Here is a 17,844-nt window from a genome sequence, read left to right as displayed (position 1 = left end):
AGGATCCGCATGCAGTCACTGTTCAATGAGTTTATCACGGCCAATGGCGATGCCCTCCACCTCGGGGTGGCACTGCTTCTGGGCATGCTGGTGGGGTTGCAGCGCGGGTGGCAGGCTCGCGACCGTGATCCCGGCCAGCGTATCGCCGGCATCCGCACCCATGCGCTGACCGGTCTGCTCGGTGGTATCACGGCGTTGCTTGCCCGGGAGGTCTCGCCCTGGCTTCTGCCCGCAGTATTCCTGGGGCTGGTAGCACTGAACCTGCTGGCCTACTGGGTCCGGGCACCGCGCAGCGGCGATTACAGCATCACCGGCGCCATCGGACTGATGCTGACCTTCAGCTTCGGGGTTATGGCCGTGAGCCTGGATATCACTCTGGCAGCCGCAGCGGCGGTGGTCACTACCCTCATTCTGGATAACAAGGCGGAAATCCACGGCCTGCTGGGCAAACTCCAGGCTGGTGAGCTGGATGCCGGGCTCAAGCTGCTGCTGATTTCCGTGGTGATGCTGCCGCTGTTGCCCAATGAAGGCTTCGGCCCGGGCGGCGTGCTCAACCCCTACGAAATCTGGTGGCTGGTCGTGATGATTGCCAGCATCTCTTTCGTAGGCTACTTCGCCATCCGGGTGGCCGGCACAGGTAAGGGGATTCTCTTTACCAGCCTTTTCGCGGGCCTGAGCTCATCGACGGCACTGACGCTCCAGTTCGCCCGCCAGGCACGCGACGCACAGACACTCTCACCACAGCTGGCCGCCGGCATCCTGATCGCCTGCGGTACCATGTTCCCACGGATTCTGGTCTACTGCGCCGTGATCAACCCGGCCCTGCTGCCGAGCCTGGTTCAGCCCGTTCTGGCCATGGCGTTACTGCTCTACGTTCCAGCTGTTCTCATCTGGCACCGCAACCGGGCCGCATTGAACGTGGATCAGCCCATCCTCAACCGCAACCCGCTGGACCTTAAGCCGGCGCTGCTGTTCGGTTTCCTGCTCACGCTGATCCTGCTGGTCGGGCAGTGGCTCAAGGCATGGTTCGGTGATGCGGGCGTCTATGCGCTGGCCACCGTCTCAGGCATTGCAGACGTGGACGCCATCACCCTGTCACTGACGCGTATGTCCCAGTCGGCCATCACCGCGGAGACTGCCGTGATCGGCATCGTTCTGGCCTCGGCCGTGAACAATATCGTGAAAGCCGGAATGGCGGGCGTGATCGGCCCAGCAGCCCTGGGCACCCGGGTCGCGGTCCCCATGGGCCTGTCCCTGGTGGCCGGCCTGACAGTCGCCGGCCTTCAGGCAGGCCTCACAGGCTGACAGGGCAGCTGCTCAGCGCAGGCTTTCGTACAGGCTGTCGAGCACCTGTGCGGGGCGATCCGCCTGTTCCAGAGTCTCACGGGGAGCAAGGGTGAGCCGGTACCCCCCTGTGCTCTGCTGCAGCCGCAGTTCCGCATTGATTTCGGCCTCCGCCTGATAACGCCAGAGCCACCAGCCACGACTGCGTTGTTCCTCGGTACGCAGATCCAGATACCAGACGCCCTCGCTGCGGTTACGGTCCACCACGGTCAGCTCCATGCTGCCCAGCACCTGCTCCACCTCGGCCCAGCTGCGATCAAAGGCCAGATCAAGCTCCAGCGCCTGTGTCTCTCCGCCTTCACGATCACGATTGACGCGTTCATCACGGGGCAGATCCAGCGCCACACGGGAATACGTCTTGGTATCCGCATTGGCTTCCAGGTAATCCGCCAGGTCCTTGAGCACTCTCTGTTCACGCCCGGCATACTCAACGTCTTCACGCCACTCCAGGCGTTCCCCGGGGCTGCCCTCCACAACCCGCAGCCGGGCCTGGACTTCGGTGCTGCGGCTCTGAACACCGTACGCAACCCGCACCTGCAGAATCAGAGGGCGCTCCTGATCCAGCCGATCAATCCCGAGCCACTCACGGACCCGGGCCGAACGGTTGAGAACCCCGCTCTGCTGCACGCCCGCGCGCGGATCGCCATAGGCCACCTCAACCCCACGGTCGTTCAGGAAATCCGAAATGGCGGGCCAGACGCGGCCCGGCACATCATTGACAATCAACCAGCTCAGATCGCCGGAGCGGGAAACCTGGTAGTTGTTTTCCATGATCTGGCCGGTCAGATCCGGCGGGCGCGGGATCTCAAACTCCCCGTCCTGCTCCACGGTGGCATCACCGCGGACCTGCGGAATCACGTACTCACTCTCGAAAGATGCCCTGGAAAGGTCTTCCGGCACCTGGAGCGGCTCGCCCAGCGGTTCCTCACGGTAATCCAGCGACCTGTCCGGAAACAGGCCGCAGCCACCCGCAAGTGGCAGAACGGCTATGGCAGCTGTCAGGCGCAGTCGGCGGTTTGTCTGGTTCAGAGGCATCCTGAAGCCCTGAGTGCTTCGCGCACATCCTCGCGGTATTCCTCGCTCAGGGGCGTCAGCGGCAGGCGTATGCCCGGCCCGATCAGCCCCATCTCGCACATGGCCCACTTCACCGGAATCGGGTTGGCTTCCAGGAACAGCTTGCGGTTGAGAGGGGTCAGGATCTCGTCCAGCCGGCGGGCTTCCGCCTCATCGCCGCTCACTGCGGCGGCACAGGTCTGTGCCATCAGCTTCGGTGCCACATTGGCCGTCACCGAGACGTTGCCACTGCCACCGCGCAGCATCAGTTCCAGCGAGGTCCCGTCGTCCCCGGAATAGACCGCGATACGGTCACCCACCATCCGAACCAGCTCTTCCCCGCGGCTGACATTACCCGTCGCATCCTTGATGCCAACGATATTGGGAATGTCGGCCAGGCGGTTCGTGGTCTCGTTGAGCATGTCACAGGAGGTGCGGCCGGGCACGTTGTACAGGATCTGGTTGACGTCGACTGCCTCGGCCACGGTACGGAAGTGCTGGTAGAGCCCCTCCTGGGTGGGCTTGTTGTAATACGGCACCACCAGAAGGCAGGCATCCACACCGATCTCGGCCGCCTCACGGGTCAGGTCCACCGCCTCATGGGTGGAGTTGCCACCCGTGCCGGCAATGACCGGAATCCGGCCATTGGCATGATTCACCACCCGGCGGATCACACTGATGTGCTCATCCGGCTTCAGCGTTGAGGACTCACCGGTCGTACCCACGGCCACAATGGCGCTCGTACCGGCATCGACGTGATAGTCCACCAGTTTATCCAGGCATTCCCAGTCGATACGCCCTTCGGCGTCCATTGGGGTTACCAGCGCAACCAGACTCCCAGTGATCATATCCGCTCCGAACCGGTTAAAAGGGCAATGGTAATCGCGGCATCAGGGCGAGACAAGAGCTGCGCCGCGCCATCAGGTTTCTGTTGTCCCGGGGCTTTCATGGACCGGCCAGGCTTTCATGATGGCATTGAGCACAATCGCCAGCGGGATGGCGAAGAACACCCCCCACATGCCCCAGATGCCACCGAACACCAGAACCGCCAGCATAATGGTGACCGGATGCAGATCCACGACCTCGGAGAAAAGCAGTGGTACCAGCACATTGCCATCCAGCGCCTGGATGACCAGGTAGGTCACCATGAGCCAGAAGAACTCCTCGCTCCAACCGAACTGGAACAGCCCCACCATGGCAATGGGAATGGTCACCACGGCGGCGCCCACATAGGGAATGACCACTGAGAAACCGACCAGCAGACTCAGAAGTGCTGCGTATTCCAGCCCGATCATCTTGAGGGCGAAGTAGGTGACACCCCCGACGATCAGGATCTCTATGGCCTTGCCCCGGACGAAATTGGCGAACTGCATGTTCACCTCACGCCAGATGCGATCCATCAACGGCCGTTGCTGGGGCAGGAAGCTGCCGAGACGTTCCAGGATCAGCCGACGGTCCTTGAGGAAGAAGAACACCAGTATCGGCACCAGCACCAGATAGACCAGCAGCGTGATGAGTCCGGGAATGCTCTCGAGCGAGAGCGACACCAGCCATTGCGTGATCTGGCCCATTTCCGCCGTCACCTGCCGGAACAGGGTATTGACCTCTTCCATGGAGACCAGCTGCGGGTATTCCTGCGGCAGGGTCTCAATGTACTGCTGGGCTGCCCGCATCATTCTGGGCAGTTCCGACGCCAGGCCGGACACCTGCCCCCAGACCAGGGGAAGCAGGCCCAGGATGAAGGCGATGAACAGGCCGATGAAAAACACGAACACAAGGGTGACGGACAGCAGATGCGGCACCCCCAGACGACAGAGCTTGGCAACCAGTCCCTGCAGGATATACGCGATGATGATGCCGGCGATGAAGGGCGCCAGAACCCGCCCGAGAAACGCGACCACCAGGAAAGAGGCTGCCAGGAGCAGAACGATGATGAGGGCTTCTTCATTCGAGAAGTAACGCGCGGTGAAATCACGCAGTATCCGGACCATCAGCCCTGCCCCCCCGTACTGGCGGGGCCGCACCGGATGACAAAGACCCAGTGGCCGTCGCCCTCCTCCTGGTGCTCAAGCTGATGGCTCGAGAGGGAGAGAAAGGCGGGGATATCCCGGGCTGACCCCGGATCCGTGGCAACAACCCGCAGGCACTGACCGGGACTCATGCCATTGAGACAGAGTTTGGTCTTGAGCAGAGGCATTGGGCACTGCAGACCGCTGGCATCAAGATGCTGGTCCACGCTGTCGCTCATGGGCTGGTTCCGTTCGGTTTGACGCTGGCCGATATCCTAGCATGGATGGCGCGTTAAACCGGAGAGTGACCGCCTGTACCCACCCCCTCCGATCTGGCATTGTTAAAGCATGCGACGCGCCATTGTCTTTTTCCTGATCCTCTGCCTGATCGCCCTGCCGGCTCTACCGGCCGAGGACAACAGACTGCCGGCCATTGGCAGTGGCGGGCTGATCGCGGGCCAGAAGGAGCGCGCCATAGGGCAGCAGGTGCTCACCCAGCTGCGTCGCAGCGCCCCCCTGGTATCGGACCCCATGCTCCGGGAGTACTTCGAGGATACCCTGCACCGGATGATTCCTCACGCCCCCCTGCAGGACAGGGACATCACACCCGTGATCATTAACGAACCGTCACTCAATGCCTTCGCCGTCCCCGGCAACATCATCGGGATCCACACCGGATTGCTGCGCACCGCCGAGACAGAACATGAATTCGCGGGCGTGGTGGCTCACGAAATCGCTCACCTCAGCCAGCGCCATTACGCCCGCCGCCTGGAACAGCAGGAACGCAGCACCCCCCTGACCATTGCCGGCATGCTGGCAGGTCTCATCCTCACCGCTGCAACCGGCTCGGAAGCCGGTATTGCCGCCATTGCCGGCACCCAGGCACTGGCCATCGACCAGATGCTGCGACACAGCCGCGCCCATGAGCAGGAGGCTGACCGCCTTGGCATCGAGATCATGGCCCGGGCCGGCTACGACCCGGCGGGCATGCCAGCCATGTTCGAGCGTATGCTGCGCCAGGCCCGGCTGCAGGGGAACCGCCCACCGGAATACCTTTCAACCCATCCGCTCACCGAATCCCGGGTTGCGGATACGCGGGCACGGGTTTCCGATTTCCGGGACAGGGACCGTTACGACGAACGGCTCGCCTACCACCTGGTGCGCAACCGGGTCCGACTGCACCACGGCGAGGATCCGGAAGCCTTCATATCACGCTTCCGGGAAAAACAGGCGGCACAGACCGGGCTTGATGCTGATGCGGCACGCCACGGCCTGGCAGCCGCACTGATTGCCGCTGACCGGGCGGGCGAGGCGATTCCGCATCTCAGGAAACTGCTGGAGGACTACGAGGGCGACATCTTCCTGGTCGCGGAACTGGCAAGGGCTCTGCGCGGCGATGGCCGGGCCGGTGAGGCTGCGGAACTGCTCGAGCGCCACCTCCAGCGCCACCCTGGCAACCTGACCCTGAGCCGGACACTGGCGGATACCCGCATGGAGCTGAACGAACCGGAAGCCGCAGCACGGCTCTACGAGAAGCTGACCCGGGATTACGGCGGGGACGCCACGCTCTGGAACGACCTTTCCGAGGCCGCCGGGCGTGCGGGCAACCTGATCGAGGTTCATCGCGCCCGGGGCGAACGGCTGCTGCTTCTGGGAGATGCGGAGGCGGCGGCACGTCAGTTCCGCCAGGCACTGGAACGGGCGCCGGCCAACCACACCCGCAAGGCGTTGCTCAGGGACCGACTGGAAGAGGCCAACCGGCAGGTCAGTGCCAACCGCCAGCGCTGAGAGGGAGCCTCAGGCGTTACCGGCCACCTGGAGCTGGCGGTCAGAAGTAAAGTCCAGCATGCGCTGCAGCGGGATGAGCGCTTTCTCGCGCGTGGCGGCATCCACATGGATTTCTTCATCCTGCTTGCGCAGCACGCGCAGCACGTTATCCAGACCGTTCATCGCCATCCAGGGGCAATGGGCACAGCTGCGGCAGGTTGCGCCCTGCCCGGCGGTGGGCGCTTCGATGAGGTTCTTCTCCGGGGCCATTTCATGCATCTTGTGGAAGATACCGCTGTCCGTGGCCACGATGAAGTCCTCAGCGTCCATGGTCCGCACCGCTTCAATCAGCCGGGACGTGGAGCCGACAACATCCGCCTGCTCAACCACGGCCGCCGGCGATTCCGGATGCGCCAGGACCACGGCTCCGGGCATGGTGGCCCGCAGATCCTCAACGCCCTGCCCCTTGAACTCCTCGTGCACGATGCAGGAGCCGTCCCAGAGCAGCATATCCGCCTGGGTTGAGCGCTGGATGTAGGCGCCCAGATGTTTATCCGGCGCCCACAAGATGGTTTCACCCTTCGAGTCCAGGTAATCAACAATGGCCTCCGCGCAGCTGGAGGTCACAACCCAATCGGCGCGTGCCTTGACCGCCGCCGAGGTGTTGGCATACACCACCACGGTTCTTTCCGGATGCTGGTCACAGAAGGCCGCGAATTCATCGGCGGGGCACCCGATGTCCAGCGAGCAGGTTGCCTCCAGAGTCGGCATCAACACCCGCTTCTCCGGATTCAGGATCTTGGCGGTTTCACCCATGAAACGCACCCCGGCGACCACCAGTGTGGAAGCCGGATGCGCGTTACCGAAACGGGCCATTTCCAGTGAATCCGCGACACAGCCACCCGTCTCCTCAGCCAGCGACTGGATCAGGGGATCGGTATAGTAATGAGCCACCAGGACCGCATCCTGCGCCTCAAGCTCACGCCGGATCGCAGTGCGCAGTTCCTCCGCCTCGGCGCTGCCGAGCGTTGGCGCTTCCTGTTCGTGCGCCAGATGTTCCTGAACCAGAATGCGGTCCTGCCTGTACGTCATGGACTCTGACCACCCTTTGAGTAAGCCGTTTAAAGGTTGTCTCCTACCCGTTTATGCCTCTGTCACCCGCATTTTTCAATGGTCGGATACAAACGGCCGGGCTGCGGGGGTTAAAGCGGGGGGTGGGAATGGTGGGTCGTGCAGGATTCGAACCTGCGACCAATTGGTTAAAAGCCAACTGCTCTACCAACTGAGCTAACGACCCCTGACAAAACCGGGAAGCGACAAATAGTGGTGGGTCGTGCAGGATTCGAACCTGCGACCAATTGGTTAAAAGCCAACTGCTCTACCAACTGAGCTAACGACCCAAACGAGGCGCATATGGTACTTAAATTTTCGGTTTTCGCAACCCGTTCGAATCAACCCATTTCATTGCGGTATTCACGTCCCAGGGCAGCAGCCTCGGATTCCGGGTAACGCTCTCCGAGCTGATCCAGAATTCTGCGGGCCTGTTCGCTGTTACCGGCACGATCATGGGCAACCGCAAGCTTGAACAGCGCGTCCGGTGCCTTGCGATGGGATCCGTGTTTCGAGGTGACGATCGTGAACGCCTGCTGTGCCTGCTCATGCTTGCCCTGACTCAGGTAGAGCTCCCCCAGCCAGTAATAGGCATTAACGCTCAGATCCCCTTCCGGGTACTCCTCAAGAAAACTGTAGATCTCGTCAATGGCGGCCTCATAGTCCTGCTCTTCCTGGATCAGGTACTGGATCGAGGCATAGGCTTCACGCTCAGCCTTATCAGGCTGGCGATAGGACGTGGATTCCGTGTTTCCGTTTCCATCGCCGTCATTACCGCTGTCACTGGCAGTCTCACCGTCTTTGGTTTCCCCGGAGCCCTCTTCCAGCTCGGACAGACGTGAATTGAGGTCAACCAGTCGCTCGTCGAGATCAATGTAACGCTCACGGGCCTGCTGCCTGAGGCGCTTCACCTGATGGGTGGTTTCCTCGAGCTGGCCGCGCAGGTGCTGCACTTCCACCCTCAGATCCTCAACCAGGAAAAACAGCTCACCGGCAGAACTCCCCCCTGAACGTTCCGGGTCACCCCCGGAAACCAGCGGTGCTTCGCCGTCATCCTGGGCAATGGCCGGAGAGGCTCCGACCACTGCCAGGATCAGGCCTGCTGTCAACAGACTCCGCATGGGCTTATTCGTAGTTGATCTCAACCCGACGATTCTCAGCCCAGGCTTCTTCGTTGTTGCCTTCAACCGCGGGCTGCTCCTCGCCGTAGCTGACGGTCTCGATCTGGTCAGAGGACACGTCGTTCACACGCAGGAAGCGGGCCACGGATTCCGCACGGCGCTCACCCAGGGCCATGTTGTACTCACGGCTGCCACGCTGGTCGGTGTGACCTTCGAGCACGACGGTGACGTCATCGTCTTCAGCCAGGTATGCCGCGTGCGCTTCCAGAATGGACTGGGATTCGCGACGGATCTCGGAGCTGTCGAAATCGAAATAGATGGTGGAAGCAGCCTGCATGGCTTTTTCCTTCGCCTGCTCCAGAGACTTCCGCGCGCGCTCTTCCGCCGTCATGGCCTCTTCAGAGACGCCGCTGCCGTCACCAGCACCGTAGGCATCACTGGTGTCAGCATCGGAATCACTCTGCTGCTCCATATCCGTCTCATCCATACCGTTGGACCCGGAGCCCTCCGGTTCGGTTGCTGTTGAACTGCAACCCGCTACGAAGAGCAGGGCAAAGCCCAGCATCAGTACACGGTTCTTGAGAAGATCGGTCATTGGCCTTCCTTTTTGGTTTTCCGGTTTTGGATTACGTTTAATGTATGATGTTCCTGATAATACTGCAAACATCAGGATCTACTCAGCCAGCGGTGACCAGGCGGGATCGCGGATGCCATCGTGCCTGACAGGCAGCGTGAAACGCGCATTCCCGTCAACGGTGGTCATCTCCAACGCTCCCGTCCGTCCGCCGGCATTGGTGACGTAGAGCACCAGACGCCCATTGGGCGCCATAGCAGGTGCCTCGTCAATCTCGGAGCCGGAGAGCACACGTTCCTCACCGGTCTCCAGATCCACCGAGCCGAGCAGGAAGCGCCCGTCGGCCTGGTGAATGTAGAAGATTTCCTCGCCCTCCGGCCCATAGATCGGATGGGCGTTATAGTTGCCCTCAAAGGTCAGGCGTTCGGGATCACCACCACCCAGGGACTGGATGTAGACCTGGGGATTGCCCGAGCGGTCGGAAGTGAAGGCAAAGCGTTCACCGTCCGGTGACCAGCTTGGCTCTGTGTTGATGGAATAGTGGCGGGTGAGCCGGCGCGGCTCCAGTGTGTCCAGCGGCATCTCGTAGATGTCCGCGCTCCCGTCCTTCGACAGCGTCAGAAGCAGCGACTCCCCGTCCGGCGACCAGTCCGGCGCCGAATTGAGCCCCCGGAAGTGAGCGATCCGGCGCCGCTCGCCACTGCTCACCACCTGCCGGTAGATGGCAGGGCGACCACTCTCGAACGACGCGTAGACCAGCTCCTTACCGTCCGGTGACCACTCCGGAGACAGAATCGGCTCACTGGAGCGCAGCAGGACCTGATCCCGGTACCCATCCACGTCACTGACCTTGAGCCGGTACTCAACATCCTCGCCACTGCCCGTGCGCGTCACAAAGGCCAGTCGGGTGTTGAAGATACCGGGGATCCCCGTAACCCGCTCATAGATCCGGTTGCTCACATGGTGTGCCAGCGTCCGCAGCTCCGAGGGCGCGGCGGACGCCCGCGAGCCGAGCAGCCGTTCCTGCTGGCTGACGTCGAAAAGCTCATAGCTGAGGATGTAACGATTGCGTTCCGCATCAAAATCCACCTCCCCGACCAGCACGAACTGCTGGCCGAGAACCCGCCAGTCGCGGAAATGGATGTCATCCCCGGACGTCGGCAGGCTGAGCATACGGGAGGGTTCCAGGGGCTTGAGGTCACCACTCATGGTCAGGTCATCCCGGATGATGCTGTCGAGATCCTCGGGGGCATCCTGTGAGTGGTTGACCCCGAACGGCACCACGGCAATGGGCATGCGCCGATCCGCGCCCTCGGTGACGCGCACCACCATGTCGGCCTGCACCACTGAGGACGCCAGCATCAGAAAGATCAGTGTCAGCACCTGGCCGGCTCGGCAATGGATCATGGTCATGCTCGCCTACTCCTCGGGGCTGAATTCAATTGTGATACCACCACGGAACAGTTCATCGAACAGCGCCGACTCATCCGGGGTCGGGAAGCTGTCGACCCGCCTGACCGCACTCATCGCTGATTCGTCCAGTTGCTGACTGCCACTGCCTTCCACCAGTTCCACTGAGCGCAGCTCGCCCGTGGGCAGGATCTCAAGCCGCAGTCTGACCACCCGGTCTTCATTGCCCGGTGGTATGTACCAGCTGTTCTGTACTTCCTGCTGGATCAGGGCGTTGAAGCGTTTACGTTCATCGGCAATGTTAACGCCCTCCATACTCGAGGCCTCAACATCAGCCCCCTCTTCCGGCTTCTGATCCTTCTGGGCTTCAGCCTCCTCGGCCTGCTGTGCCAGTTGCTCCAGCCGCTGTTCACGCTCAGCCCGCTGCTCGTCCGCCTGCTGTTCCTTTTCCGGCTCAGGCTCCGGTTCCGGCTCTGGTTCCGGCTCTGGCTCTGGCTTTGGTTCTGGTTCCGGTTCTGGCTCTGGTTCCGGTTCTGGCTCTGGTTCCGGTTCTGGCTTTGGTTCCGGTTCCGGCTCCGGCTCTGGTTCCGGCTCCGGCTCTGGTTCCGGCTCCGGCTCTGGTTCCGGCTCCGGCTCTGGTTCTGGCTCCGGCTCTGGTTCCGGTCCCGGCTCAGGCTCCGGTTGTGGCTCAGGCTCCGGTTCCTGCTGCTGGGCCTGCACAACCTTGGCCTGTACGGCCTGGGGCTGCTGAAATTCCGGCTCCTGGGTCTGCCAGTCCCAGCCGGCCACCGCCAGGAGCACGATCAACAGGTGCAGTCCGACGGACCCCATAAAGGGCCACTTCCACTCCCGGAGCTCGGCTTCGTCCATCCCGAGAATCCGGCTCCAAAGCGGAATCGCCCGGTCCCCCAGAGCGCCCGCGGCCTGGATGATGCGCTGCCAGTCCCGTTTCATCGTGCTGACGCACCGCCCTGACCGAATCCGACCATCACTCGTCCTCCGGTGGCTCGGTAATCAGCCCCACTTGGCTTGCCCCGGCACTCTGGAGGGACGACATCAGGCGGATCACAGTGCCATAGCGCACATGCTGGTCACCGCGCACAAAGACGTCCGCATCCGGGCGCTCAGCAAGAATGGCGGCCACCTCGTCCACAACCGTACTCAGGGACTTGGGCTTTCCCCGGTCATCCCCGACTTCCAGAAAATAACCGCCGTTGGAATCCACCGAAATGATCACCGGCTCTTTTTCAGTATCCACCGGCAGTGGTTCCGCCTCAGTGCTCGGCAGATCCACGTCCACCCCCTGGGTCAGCATGGGCGCCGTGATCATGAAGATCACCAGCAGCACCAGCATGACGTCAATGTAGGGCACCACGTTCATCTCGGACATCGGCGCCTGGCGCGAACGGCGTGGGCTCATATCCATGGCATCACCTCCCGGCGTTCAACCGCTGGCTCCGTGGCTGTGCACTCTCCGATGGAGGATGCTGGCGAATTCCTCGGCAAAGGTCTCATAGTTCTTGATCAGCGAATCCGTCTGGGAGGTGAAGCGGTTGTAGGCCACCACCGCCGGAATGGCTGCGAACAGCCCCATTGCCGTGGCGATCAGCGCCTCAGCAATACCCGGCGCCACCGTCTGTAGCGTGGGCTGCTGTACCTGCGCCAACCCGATGAAACTGTTCATGATCCCCCAGACCGTGCCGAACAGACCCACGTAGGGACTGGTGGAGCCAACTGTGGCCAGGAACGGCAGATTGGACTCCAGGCGCTCCAGCTCCCGGGCCAGGGCCACCTTCATCGCCCTCTGGGTGCCATCCATCACCGCTTCGGCGTCGTGGCTCTGCTGGCGCAGCCGGGTGAACTCCTTGAAACCCGCCCGGAAGACATTCTCCACGCCACCATGGGGCGCCGGGCTTCCGGTCACCTCCTTGTAGAGCTGCCCCAGGTCCATGCCGGACCAGAAGCGCTCCTCGAAAGCCGCCTGCTCCTGCCGGGACTGGCGATAGATCCGGATACGCTGAAAGATCAGCCCCCAGCATCCGATGGATGCCAGCAGCAACAGCAGCATGACCAGCTGCACAATGATCCCGGCATTGGCGATCAGCGACCAGACCGAAAGATCTCCCTCCACGGAATGCTCCTATTCGTTGTTGGGTTGCAGTGTCCTGTTCACCAGGGCCTGGATGTCTTCGGGCATGCGCCTCGGCCGCCCGGCGGGCAGTTGAACGCAAGCCACCTTGACCTCGCCGTCGACCAGCAGTGCGTCATCCGCCTTCCGGTGTGCCTGCTGGCGGAATGTCATGGCCGTTCGAGTACCGGCAATGAGATCCGCTGAGACCATCAGCTCATCATCCAGGAAGGCCGGCTGGTGGTACTGGACGTTCAGGCTGTGCACCACAAAGGCCACCCCTTCGCTCTCCAGTCGCCCACGCAGGGCCACACCTTCCGAGCGCACCCACTCAGTGCGCGCTCGCTCAAAATACTTCAGATAATTGGCGTAGAAGACGATGCCCCCGGCATCCGTGTCCTCCACATAGATCCGCACCGGCCACTGGAAACCGCTCATCGGGCTGCCTCTCCTTCCGGGGCATCAAACCCAAAATGGAGATAGGCGTGCTGGGTCGCCATGCGCCCCCGCGGTGTGCGCATCATGAACCCCTGCTGGATCAGGAAAGGTTCAAGCACGTCCTCGATGGTGCCCCGCTCCTCGCTGATGGCCGCCGAGAGGCTCTCCACCCCCACGGGCCCGCCGCCGAACTTCTCGATCAGCGCCAGCAACAGGCGCCTGTCCATGTGGTCGAAGCCCTGATAGTCCACCTTGAGCATGTTCAGCGCCTGATCCGCAATGGCTTCCGTCACCCGGCCGTCCGCACGTACTTCCGCAAAGTCCCGCACACGGCGCAGGAGGCGGTTGGCGATGCGCGGTGTCCCCCGCGAGCGGCGCGCGATCTCGCGGGCGCCTCCATTTTCGATCTCAATGGACTGAAGCGCCGACGACCGTTCAATGATGTGCGTCAGATCCTCGGTGCTGTAGAACTCCAGGCGCTGGACAATACCGAAGCGGTCCCGCAGCGGTGAGGTCAGCAGACCGGCCCTGGTGGTGGCCCCGACCAGCGTGAAGGGCGGCAGATCCAGCTTGATGGAACGAGCCGCCGGACCCTCACCGATCACGATGTCCAGCTGGTAGTCTTCCATGGCTGGATACAGCACTTCCTCAACGGCAGCGCTGAGCCGGTGGATCTCGTCGATGAACAGCACATCGCCTTCTTCCAGGTTGGTCAGCAGTGCTGCCAGATCCCCGGCCTTTTCGAGCACGGGCCCGGAGGACGCCTTGATGGTGCTGCCCATCTCGTTGGCAATGATATTGGCCAGTGTGGTCTTGCCCAGGCCGGGCGGCCCGAAGATGAGGACATGATCCAGTGCTTCGCGCCGACCACGGGCAGCACCGACAAAAATCTCCATCTGCTCGCTGACCGTGGGCTGACCCACGTATTCGCGCAGCGTGTTGGGACGGATCGCCCGGTCCTGGTTGTCCTCGCCCGGCCCTGACTGGCCGGAGATCAGTCGATCGGATTCAATCATAACGCCTTTCAGCCCATCCAGGCCGCCCTGTTCAGCGCCTGCATTTTACAAACTTTGATCAGACGGTCACGTTACGTGAATGTCAGCTGTGGAGCCAGAATTAAAGGGGGTTAACGGTTCATCATATTCTTCAGCGCCAGACGGATCAGCTCCTGGCTGGTCATGCCCTCTTCGGCCACCGCCTGCAGCGCCCTGCCCGCCTCCTGCGGGCGATATCCCAGCGCGATCAGGGCCGCCTCCGCCTCTTCCATGGGGCTGGCGGACACCGGCTCGATACCGGGCAGCTCGCTGACCGCCTCCTCGCGCGTGGTGCCCGTCGGACTCTTCTCCAGCTGGCGTATACGGTCGCGCACCTCGATCAGCAGCCGTTCCGCGGTCTTCTTGCCCACGCCGGGAACCTTGACCAGGGCGGCCACGTCGTTGTCCTCCACCACCCGGATGAAGGCGTCCGCCTCCAGCCCGGAGAGGATGGCCAGGGCCAGCTTGGGCCCGACGCCACTGGTACGGATCAACAGACGGAATAGCTCGCGTTCACCCTTATTGGCGAAGCCGTAGAGCTGCTGGGCGTCCTCGCGCACGGCCAGGTGCGTGTAGAGCACAGCCTCCTGGCCCGTATCCGGAAGGCGGAAAAAAGTGGTGTACGGAATGTCCACTTCGTAACCCACGCCCCCGGCTTCGATCAGGGCGTCACCGGGCTGTTTCTCAATCAGGATGCCGCGGATGCGACCGATCATGGCGAGTCTCCTTCAGCGTGCGCGCCCGTTGCGGCTTTCGGTCGCCCCGGTGCGGGCCAGCCCCTGGCGCAGGTGCGCGTGACACAGGGCGATGGCCAGCGCGTCGGCGGCGTCCTCGCGGGGCTGGCGGGTGAGTTTGAAGATGGCCTGAACCATGTGCTGGATCTGATGCTTGTCGGCACTGCCCTTGCCCACCGCCGCCTGCTTGACCTGGCGGGCAGAGTATTCAGCCACGGGCAGACCCGCGTTGGCGCCACACACAATAGCAACGCCACGCGCCTGTCCAAGTTTTAAGGCGGAGTCGACATTACGGGATAGAAAGACCTTTTCGATGGCCATTTCTTCCGGCCGGTAGGTCTCAATGATCTCGGCGAGCCCGGCGTGGATCGTCTGCAGGCGCTCCGGCATGGCCTTCTCGCCCATGGTGATGCAGCCGCTGTCCAGGTATTCCAGGTGGCGGCCGTTGCTGCGGATCACGCCGTAGCCGGTGATCCGCGAGCCGGGATCCACGCCCAGGATGATGGTCATGCGTACCCGAAGCGCTCCAGCGCCGCCTCGGGGAAGTCGGCATTGGTGTAGACGTTCTGGACGTCATCCAGATCCTCAAGCCAGTCGATCAGCTTGAGGTTGGTATCGGCGCCATCCTCTTCCAGCGCCACCGTGGTCATGGGCACCATGCTCACCTCGGCATGGTCCGGCTCCAGGCCTGCCGACTTCAGGGAGTCCTTAACGTCCATGTACTGTTCCGGCGTAGTGATGACGTCCTTGGATCCGTCGTCGTTCACCCGCACGTCCTCGGCGCCGGCTTCCAGCGCCGCTTCCATGATGGTGTCTTCATCATGCTCCGGGCTGAAGCTCAGCGTGCCCTGACGGTTGAAGAGAAACCCAACGGAACCGTCCGTGCCCAGATTACCGCCGAACTTGCTGAACGCATGGCGCACGTCTGAGACGGTACGGTTCTTGTTGTCCGTCATGGCTTCCACGTAGATGGCAACGCCACCCGGACCATAGCCTTCGTAGACCAGTTCCTCGTAGTTCTCACCGTCCGCATTGCCCGCCCCACGCTCGATGGCGCGGTCAATGCTGTCCTTCTTCATGTTGTTGCTCAGCGCCTTGTCCACGGCACTGCGCAGCCGGGGGTTATCCTCCGGCTCGGGGCCACCCTCCTTGGCGGCAACATAGAGCTCCTTGATGAGCTTGGTGAAGATCTTGCCCTTCTTCGCATCCTGCGCGGCTTTGCGGTGTCGGATGTTGTGCCACTTGCTGTGTCCGGCCATGCCCTGCCTCGCTCAGTTGTTACCTTCCTGATCACCCTTGGCGCTGCGGCGCAGGCGGATGTGCAGCTCACGCAGCTGCTTCTCGTCCACCTCGCCAGGCGCATCCGTCATCAGGCAGGTCGCATTCTGGGTTTTCGGGAACGGGATCACGTCACGGATGGACCCGGCACCGGTCATCAGCATCACCAGCCGGTCCAGCCCGAATGCCAGGCCACCGTGGGGCGGCGCGCCGAAGCGCAGGGCGTCCAGGAGGAAGCCGAACTTCTCGCGTGCTTCTTCCTTGCCGATGCCCAGGCTGTTGAAGACCACGTTCTGGGTGGCTTCGTCGTGGATACGGATGGAGCCGCCACCCAGCTCGGTGCCGTTGAGCACCATGTCATAGGCCCGCGACAATGCACCCGCCGGGTTGTTCTGCAGCTCCTCGGCGGAGACCGGTGCGGTGAACGGGTGGTGCAGCGCGTGCAGCTTGCCGTCGTCGTCTTCCTCGAACATGGGGAAGTCGACCACCCAGCACGGGGCCCACTCGCCTTCCACCATGCCCAGATCATGGCCCAGGCGAACACGCAGCGCGCCCAGGGCTTCGTCCACCACGCTGGCCTTGTCTGCACCGAAGAAAACCAGGTCGCCGTCGGCTGCCTCGACCCGGTCCATGATGGCCACTGTTGCTTCCTCGCCCAGGAACTTGACGATGGGCGACTGCAGGCCTTCGATACCGGCGGAGCGGTCGTTGACCTTGATGTAGGCCAGACCCTTGGCGCCGTAGATGCCGACGAACTCGGTGTAGTCGTCGATCTGCTTGCGGGTCAGCTCACTGCCGCCCGGCACGCGCAGGGCCGCAACCCGACCTTTCGGGTCCTTGGCCGGGCCCGAGAAGACCTTGAAGTCCACGTTCTGGACCAGATCCTCAACGTCCACCAGCTCCAGCGGAATCCGCAGGTCCGGCTTGTCGCTGCCGAAGCGGCGGATGGCTTCGGCATACGGCAGGCGCGGGAACTCGGGCAGGTTCACGCCCAGCAGGTCACTGAAGAGGTTGCGCACCATGCGTTCCATGGCGTTCATGATGTCCTCTTCGGTGACAAAGGAGGCCTCGACGTCCACCTGGGTGAACTCGGGCTGGCGGTCCGCCCGCAGGTCCTCGTCGCGGAAGCACTTGGCGATCTGGTAATAGCGGTCGATGCCGGAGACCATCAGAAGCTGCTTGAACAACTGGGGCGACTGCGGCAGGGCAAAGAAGCTGCCAGCGTGCGTACGGCTCGGCACCAGGTAGTCACGGGCGCCTTCCGGCGTGGCGCGGGTCAGAACGGGTGTCTCCACGTCCATGAAGCCCTCGCCGTCCAGGAAGTTGCGCAGGTAGCTGGTCACGCGGGAACGGAAGCGCAGCCGCTGGGCCATCTCCGGGCGCCGCAGATCCACGTAGCGGTGACGCAGACGCACATCCTCGCCCGCTTCCGTGTACTCATCAAGCGGGAACGGCGGTGTGGCGGACTCATTGAGAATCGTCAGCTCCTTGCCCAGCACCTCGATCTGGCCCGTGGCCATATGATCGTTCTCGGTGCCTTCCGGACGCCGACGCACACGGCCCGTGATCTGGATGACGTACTCGTTGCGCACCCGGTCGGCCTGGGCGAAGCTGTCCGGGGTATCCGGGTCAAACACCACCTGCGCGATGCCGTCCCGGTCCCGGAGGTCGAGGAAGATCACGCCGCCGTGATCCCGGCGCCGGTGAACCCAACCGCAGAGGGTCACTGTCTCGTCAATGTGGGATTCGTTGATTCCGCCGCAATAGTGACTGCGCATACCCATTGGTTCCTGTTTGCCTGGGGCTTCCGCCGATGTGGTTAAAGGGCCGGTATTATAACGGCA

General features: G+C 62.6%; 19 protein-coding genes and 2 tRNA genes. 2 read left to right on the top strand and 19 right to left on the bottom strand.

The features are described 5' to 3' along the window. The first annotated feature begins 9 nt into the window (after positions 1-9). Entirely contained in the window at positions 10-1,305 is a 1,296-nt protein-coding gene (locus GLW01_RS03205) for an MgtC/SapB family protein (protein WP_151439086.1), read from the top strand. A gap of 12 nt (positions 1,306-1,317) precedes the next feature. Here GLW01_RS03205 and bamC read toward each other — a convergent pair whose 3' ends face one another. The 4 genes from bamC to GLW01_RS03185 form a co-directional block, all read right to left on the bottom strand. Beyond that, on the bottom strand, positions 1,318-2,379 hold the full coding sequence (gene bamC, locus GLW01_RS03200; RefSeq protein ID WP_160898089.1) for an outer membrane protein assembly factor BamC: 1,062 nt from the start codon (positions 2,377-2,379) through the stop codon (positions 1,318-1,320). Beyond that, a complete protein-coding gene (gene dapA / locus GLW01_RS03195; RefSeq protein WP_160898088.1) occupies positions 2,370-3,245 on the bottom strand; it encodes a 4-hydroxy-tetrahydrodipicolinate synthase in 876 nt (291 codons plus the stop codon). The genes bamC and dapA overlap by 10 nt, the downstream gene beginning before the upstream one ends. A gap of 72 nt (positions 3,246-3,317) precedes the next feature. Next, positions 3,318-4,388: an AI-2E family transporter gene (locus tag GLW01_RS03190; RefSeq protein WP_160898087.1), complete on the bottom strand. Its 1,071-nt coding sequence runs from the start codon at positions 4,386-4,388 to the stop codon at positions 3,318-3,320. Continuing rightward, entirely contained in the window at positions 4,388-4,645 is a 258-nt protein-coding gene (locus tag GLW01_RS03185) for a sulfurtransferase TusA family protein (RefSeq protein ID WP_160898086.1), read from the bottom strand. Before GLW01_RS03185 ends, GLW01_RS03190 begins: the two co-directional genes overlap by 1 nt. A gap of 109 nt (positions 4,646-4,754) precedes the next feature. On the opposite strand from GLW01_RS03185, the gene GLW01_RS03180 reads away from it, so the two are divergent. Further along, positions 4,755-6,194: a M48 family metalloprotease gene (locus GLW01_RS03180; RefSeq protein WP_160898085.1), complete on the top strand. Its 1,440-nt coding sequence runs from the start codon at positions 4,755-4,757 to the stop codon at positions 6,192-6,194. A gap of 9 nt (positions 6,195-6,203) precedes the next feature. Here the strand turns inward: GLW01_RS03180 and nadA are convergent, their stop codons facing one another. From nadA to aspS, 15 genes are all read right to left on the bottom strand, one after another. Further along, entirely contained in the window at positions 6,204-7,265 is a 1,062-nt protein-coding gene (gene nadA / locus GLW01_RS03175) for a quinolinate synthase NadA (RefSeq protein WP_151439080.1), read from the bottom strand. A 129-nt stretch (positions 7,266-7,394) separates the two neighbouring features. Continuing rightward, a tRNA-Lys gene (locus tag GLW01_RS03170) sits at positions 7,395-7,470 on the bottom strand. A gap of 27 nt (positions 7,471-7,497) precedes the next feature. Next, positions 7,498-7,573: transfer RNA gene (locus GLW01_RS03165), tRNA-Lys, on the bottom strand. 51 nt (positions 7,574-7,624) lie between these two features. Then, positions 7,625-8,392, bottom strand: a complete 768-nt coding sequence (gene ybgF, locus GLW01_RS03160; protein ID WP_237416455.1) for a tol-pal system protein YbgF — start codon at positions 8,390-8,392, stop codon at positions 7,625-7,627. Between the two features lie 16 nt (positions 8,393-8,408). Continuing rightward, positions 8,409-8,999, bottom strand: a complete 591-nt coding sequence (gene pal, locus GLW01_RS03155) for a peptidoglycan-associated lipoprotein Pal (protein ID WP_160898084.1) — start codon at positions 8,997-8,999, stop codon at positions 8,409-8,411. Positions 9,000-9,077: 78 nt separating this feature from the next. Further along, positions 9,078-10,391, bottom strand: coding sequence for a Tol-Pal system beta propeller repeat protein TolB (gene tolB, locus GLW01_RS03150; protein WP_202405520.1), 1,314 nt, complete (start codon positions 10,389-10,391; stop codon positions 9,078-9,080). Positions 10,392-10,397: 6 nt separating this feature from the next. Next, complete coding sequence (locus tag GLW01_RS03145; RefSeq protein WP_160898083.1) at positions 10,398-11,342, bottom strand: cell envelope integrity protein TolA; 945 nt, start codon at positions 11,340-11,342, stop codon at positions 10,398-10,400. Between the two features lie 34 nt (positions 11,343-11,376). Further along, positions 11,377-11,814 carry a protein TolR gene (gene tolR, locus GLW01_RS03140; RefSeq protein WP_225741634.1) on the bottom strand — a complete coding sequence of 146 codons (438 nt, stop codon included), beginning with the start codon at positions 11,812-11,814 and terminating at the stop codon, positions 11,377-11,379. An 18-nt stretch (positions 11,815-11,832) separates the two neighbouring features. Next, entirely contained in the window at positions 11,833-12,519 is a 687-nt protein-coding gene (gene tolQ / locus GLW01_RS03135; RefSeq protein ID WP_160898082.1) for a protein TolQ, read from the bottom strand. 9 nt (positions 12,520-12,528) lie between these two features. Then, positions 12,529-12,954: a tol-pal system-associated acyl-CoA thioesterase gene (ybgC, locus tag GLW01_RS03130; protein WP_151439075.1), complete on the bottom strand. Its 426-nt coding sequence runs from the start codon at positions 12,952-12,954 to the stop codon at positions 12,529-12,531. Continuing rightward, a complete protein-coding gene (gene ruvB / locus GLW01_RS03125; RefSeq protein ID WP_095617422.1) occupies positions 12,951-13,970 on the bottom strand; it encodes a Holliday junction branch migration DNA helicase RuvB in 1,020 nt (339 codons plus the stop codon). Before ruvB ends, ybgC begins: the two co-directional genes overlap by 4 nt. Before the next feature lie 110 nt (positions 13,971-14,080). Continuing rightward, positions 14,081-14,704 (bottom strand): Holliday junction branch migration protein RuvA, encoded by a 624-nt coding sequence (ruvA, locus tag GLW01_RS03120; protein ID WP_095617423.1) that lies wholly within the window; start codon positions 14,702-14,704, stop codon positions 14,081-14,083. A gap of 12 nt (positions 14,705-14,716) precedes the next feature. Continuing rightward, complete coding sequence (gene ruvC / locus GLW01_RS03115; protein WP_151439073.1) at positions 14,717-15,232, bottom strand: crossover junction endodeoxyribonuclease RuvC; 516 nt, start codon at positions 15,230-15,232, stop codon at positions 14,717-14,719. Next, entirely contained in the window at positions 15,229-15,981 is a 753-nt protein-coding gene (locus tag GLW01_RS03110) for a YebC/PmpR family DNA-binding transcriptional regulator (protein ID WP_160898081.1), read from the bottom strand. The genes ruvC and GLW01_RS03110 overlap by 4 nt, the downstream gene beginning before the upstream one ends. Before the next feature lie 12 nt (positions 15,982-15,993). Then, positions 15,994-17,778: an aspartate--tRNA ligase gene (gene aspS / locus GLW01_RS03105; protein ID WP_160898080.1), complete on the bottom strand. Its 1,785-nt coding sequence runs from the start codon at positions 17,776-17,778 to the stop codon at positions 15,994-15,996. Between the last annotated feature and the right edge of the window lie 66 nt (positions 17,779-17,844).

This window comes from Vreelandella halophila, assembly GCF_009856365.1.
In the GTDB taxonomy this organism is placed as follows: Bacteria; Pseudomonadota; Gammaproteobacteria; order Pseudomonadales; family Oleiphilaceae; genus Halospina; species Halospina utahensis_B.
This window is presented reverse-complemented; position numbering and strand designations above follow the sequence as displayed.

Coding starts and splice junctions, on each gene's coding strand:
- GLW01_RS03205 (WP_151439086.1), top strand. CDS start 10: ATGCAGTCACTGTTCAATGAGTTTATCACGGCCAATGGCGATGCCCTC.
- ruvA (WP_095617423.1), bottom strand. CDS start 14,704: ATGATCGGTCGCATCCGCGGCATCCTGATTGAGAAACAGCCCGGTGAC.
- ruvB (WP_095617422.1), bottom strand. CDS start 13,970: ATGATTGAATCCGATCGACTGATCTCCGGCCAGTCAGGGCCGGGCGAG.
- bamC (WP_160898089.1), bottom strand. CDS start 2,379: ATGCCTCTGAACCAGACAAACCGCCGACTGCGCCTGACAGCTGCCATA.
- GLW01_RS03190 (WP_160898087.1), bottom strand. CDS start 4,388: ATGGTCCGGATACTGCGTGATTTCACCGCGCGTTACTTCTCGAATGAA.
- nadA (WP_151439080.1), bottom strand. CDS start 7,265: ATGACGTACAGGCAGGACCGCATTCTGGTTCAGGAACATCTGGCGCAC.
- GLW01_RS03180 (WP_160898085.1), top strand. CDS start 4,755: ATGCGACGCGCCATTGTCTTTTTCCTGATCCTCTGCCTGATCGCCCTG.
- aspS (WP_160898080.1), bottom strand. CDS start 17,778: ATGCGCAGTCACTATTGCGGCGGAATCAACGAATCCCACATTGACGAG.
- GLW01_RS03185 (WP_160898086.1), bottom strand. CDS start 4,645: ATGAGCGACAGCGTGGACCAGCATCTTGATGCCAGCGGTCTGCAGTGC.
- tolR (WP_225741634.1), bottom strand. CDS start 11,814: ATGGATATGAGCCCACGCCGTTCGCGCCAGGCGCCGATGTCCGAGATG.
- dapA (WP_160898088.1), bottom strand. CDS start 3,245: ATGATCACTGGGAGTCTGGTTGCGCTGGTAACCCCAATGGACGCCGAA.
- pal (WP_160898084.1), bottom strand. CDS start 8,999: ATGACCGATCTTCTCAAGAACCGTGTACTGATGCTGGGCTTTGCCCTG.
- GLW01_RS03145 (WP_160898083.1), bottom strand. CDS start 11,342: ATGAAACGGGACTGGCAGCGCATCATCCAGGCCGCGGGCGCTCTGGGG.
- tolB (WP_202405520.1), bottom strand. CDS start 10,391: ATGACCATGATCCATTGCCGAGCCGGCCAGGTGCTGACACTGATCTTT.
- ybgC (WP_151439075.1), bottom strand. CDS start 12,954: ATGAGCGGTTTCCAGTGGCCGGTGCGGATCTATGTGGAGGACACGGAT.
- ruvC (WP_151439073.1), bottom strand. CDS start 15,232: ATGACCATCATCCTGGGCGTGGATCCCGGCTCGCGGATCACCGGCTAC.
- GLW01_RS03110 (WP_160898081.1), bottom strand. CDS start 15,981: ATGGCCGGACACAGCAAGTGGCACAACATCCGACACCGCAAAGCCGCG.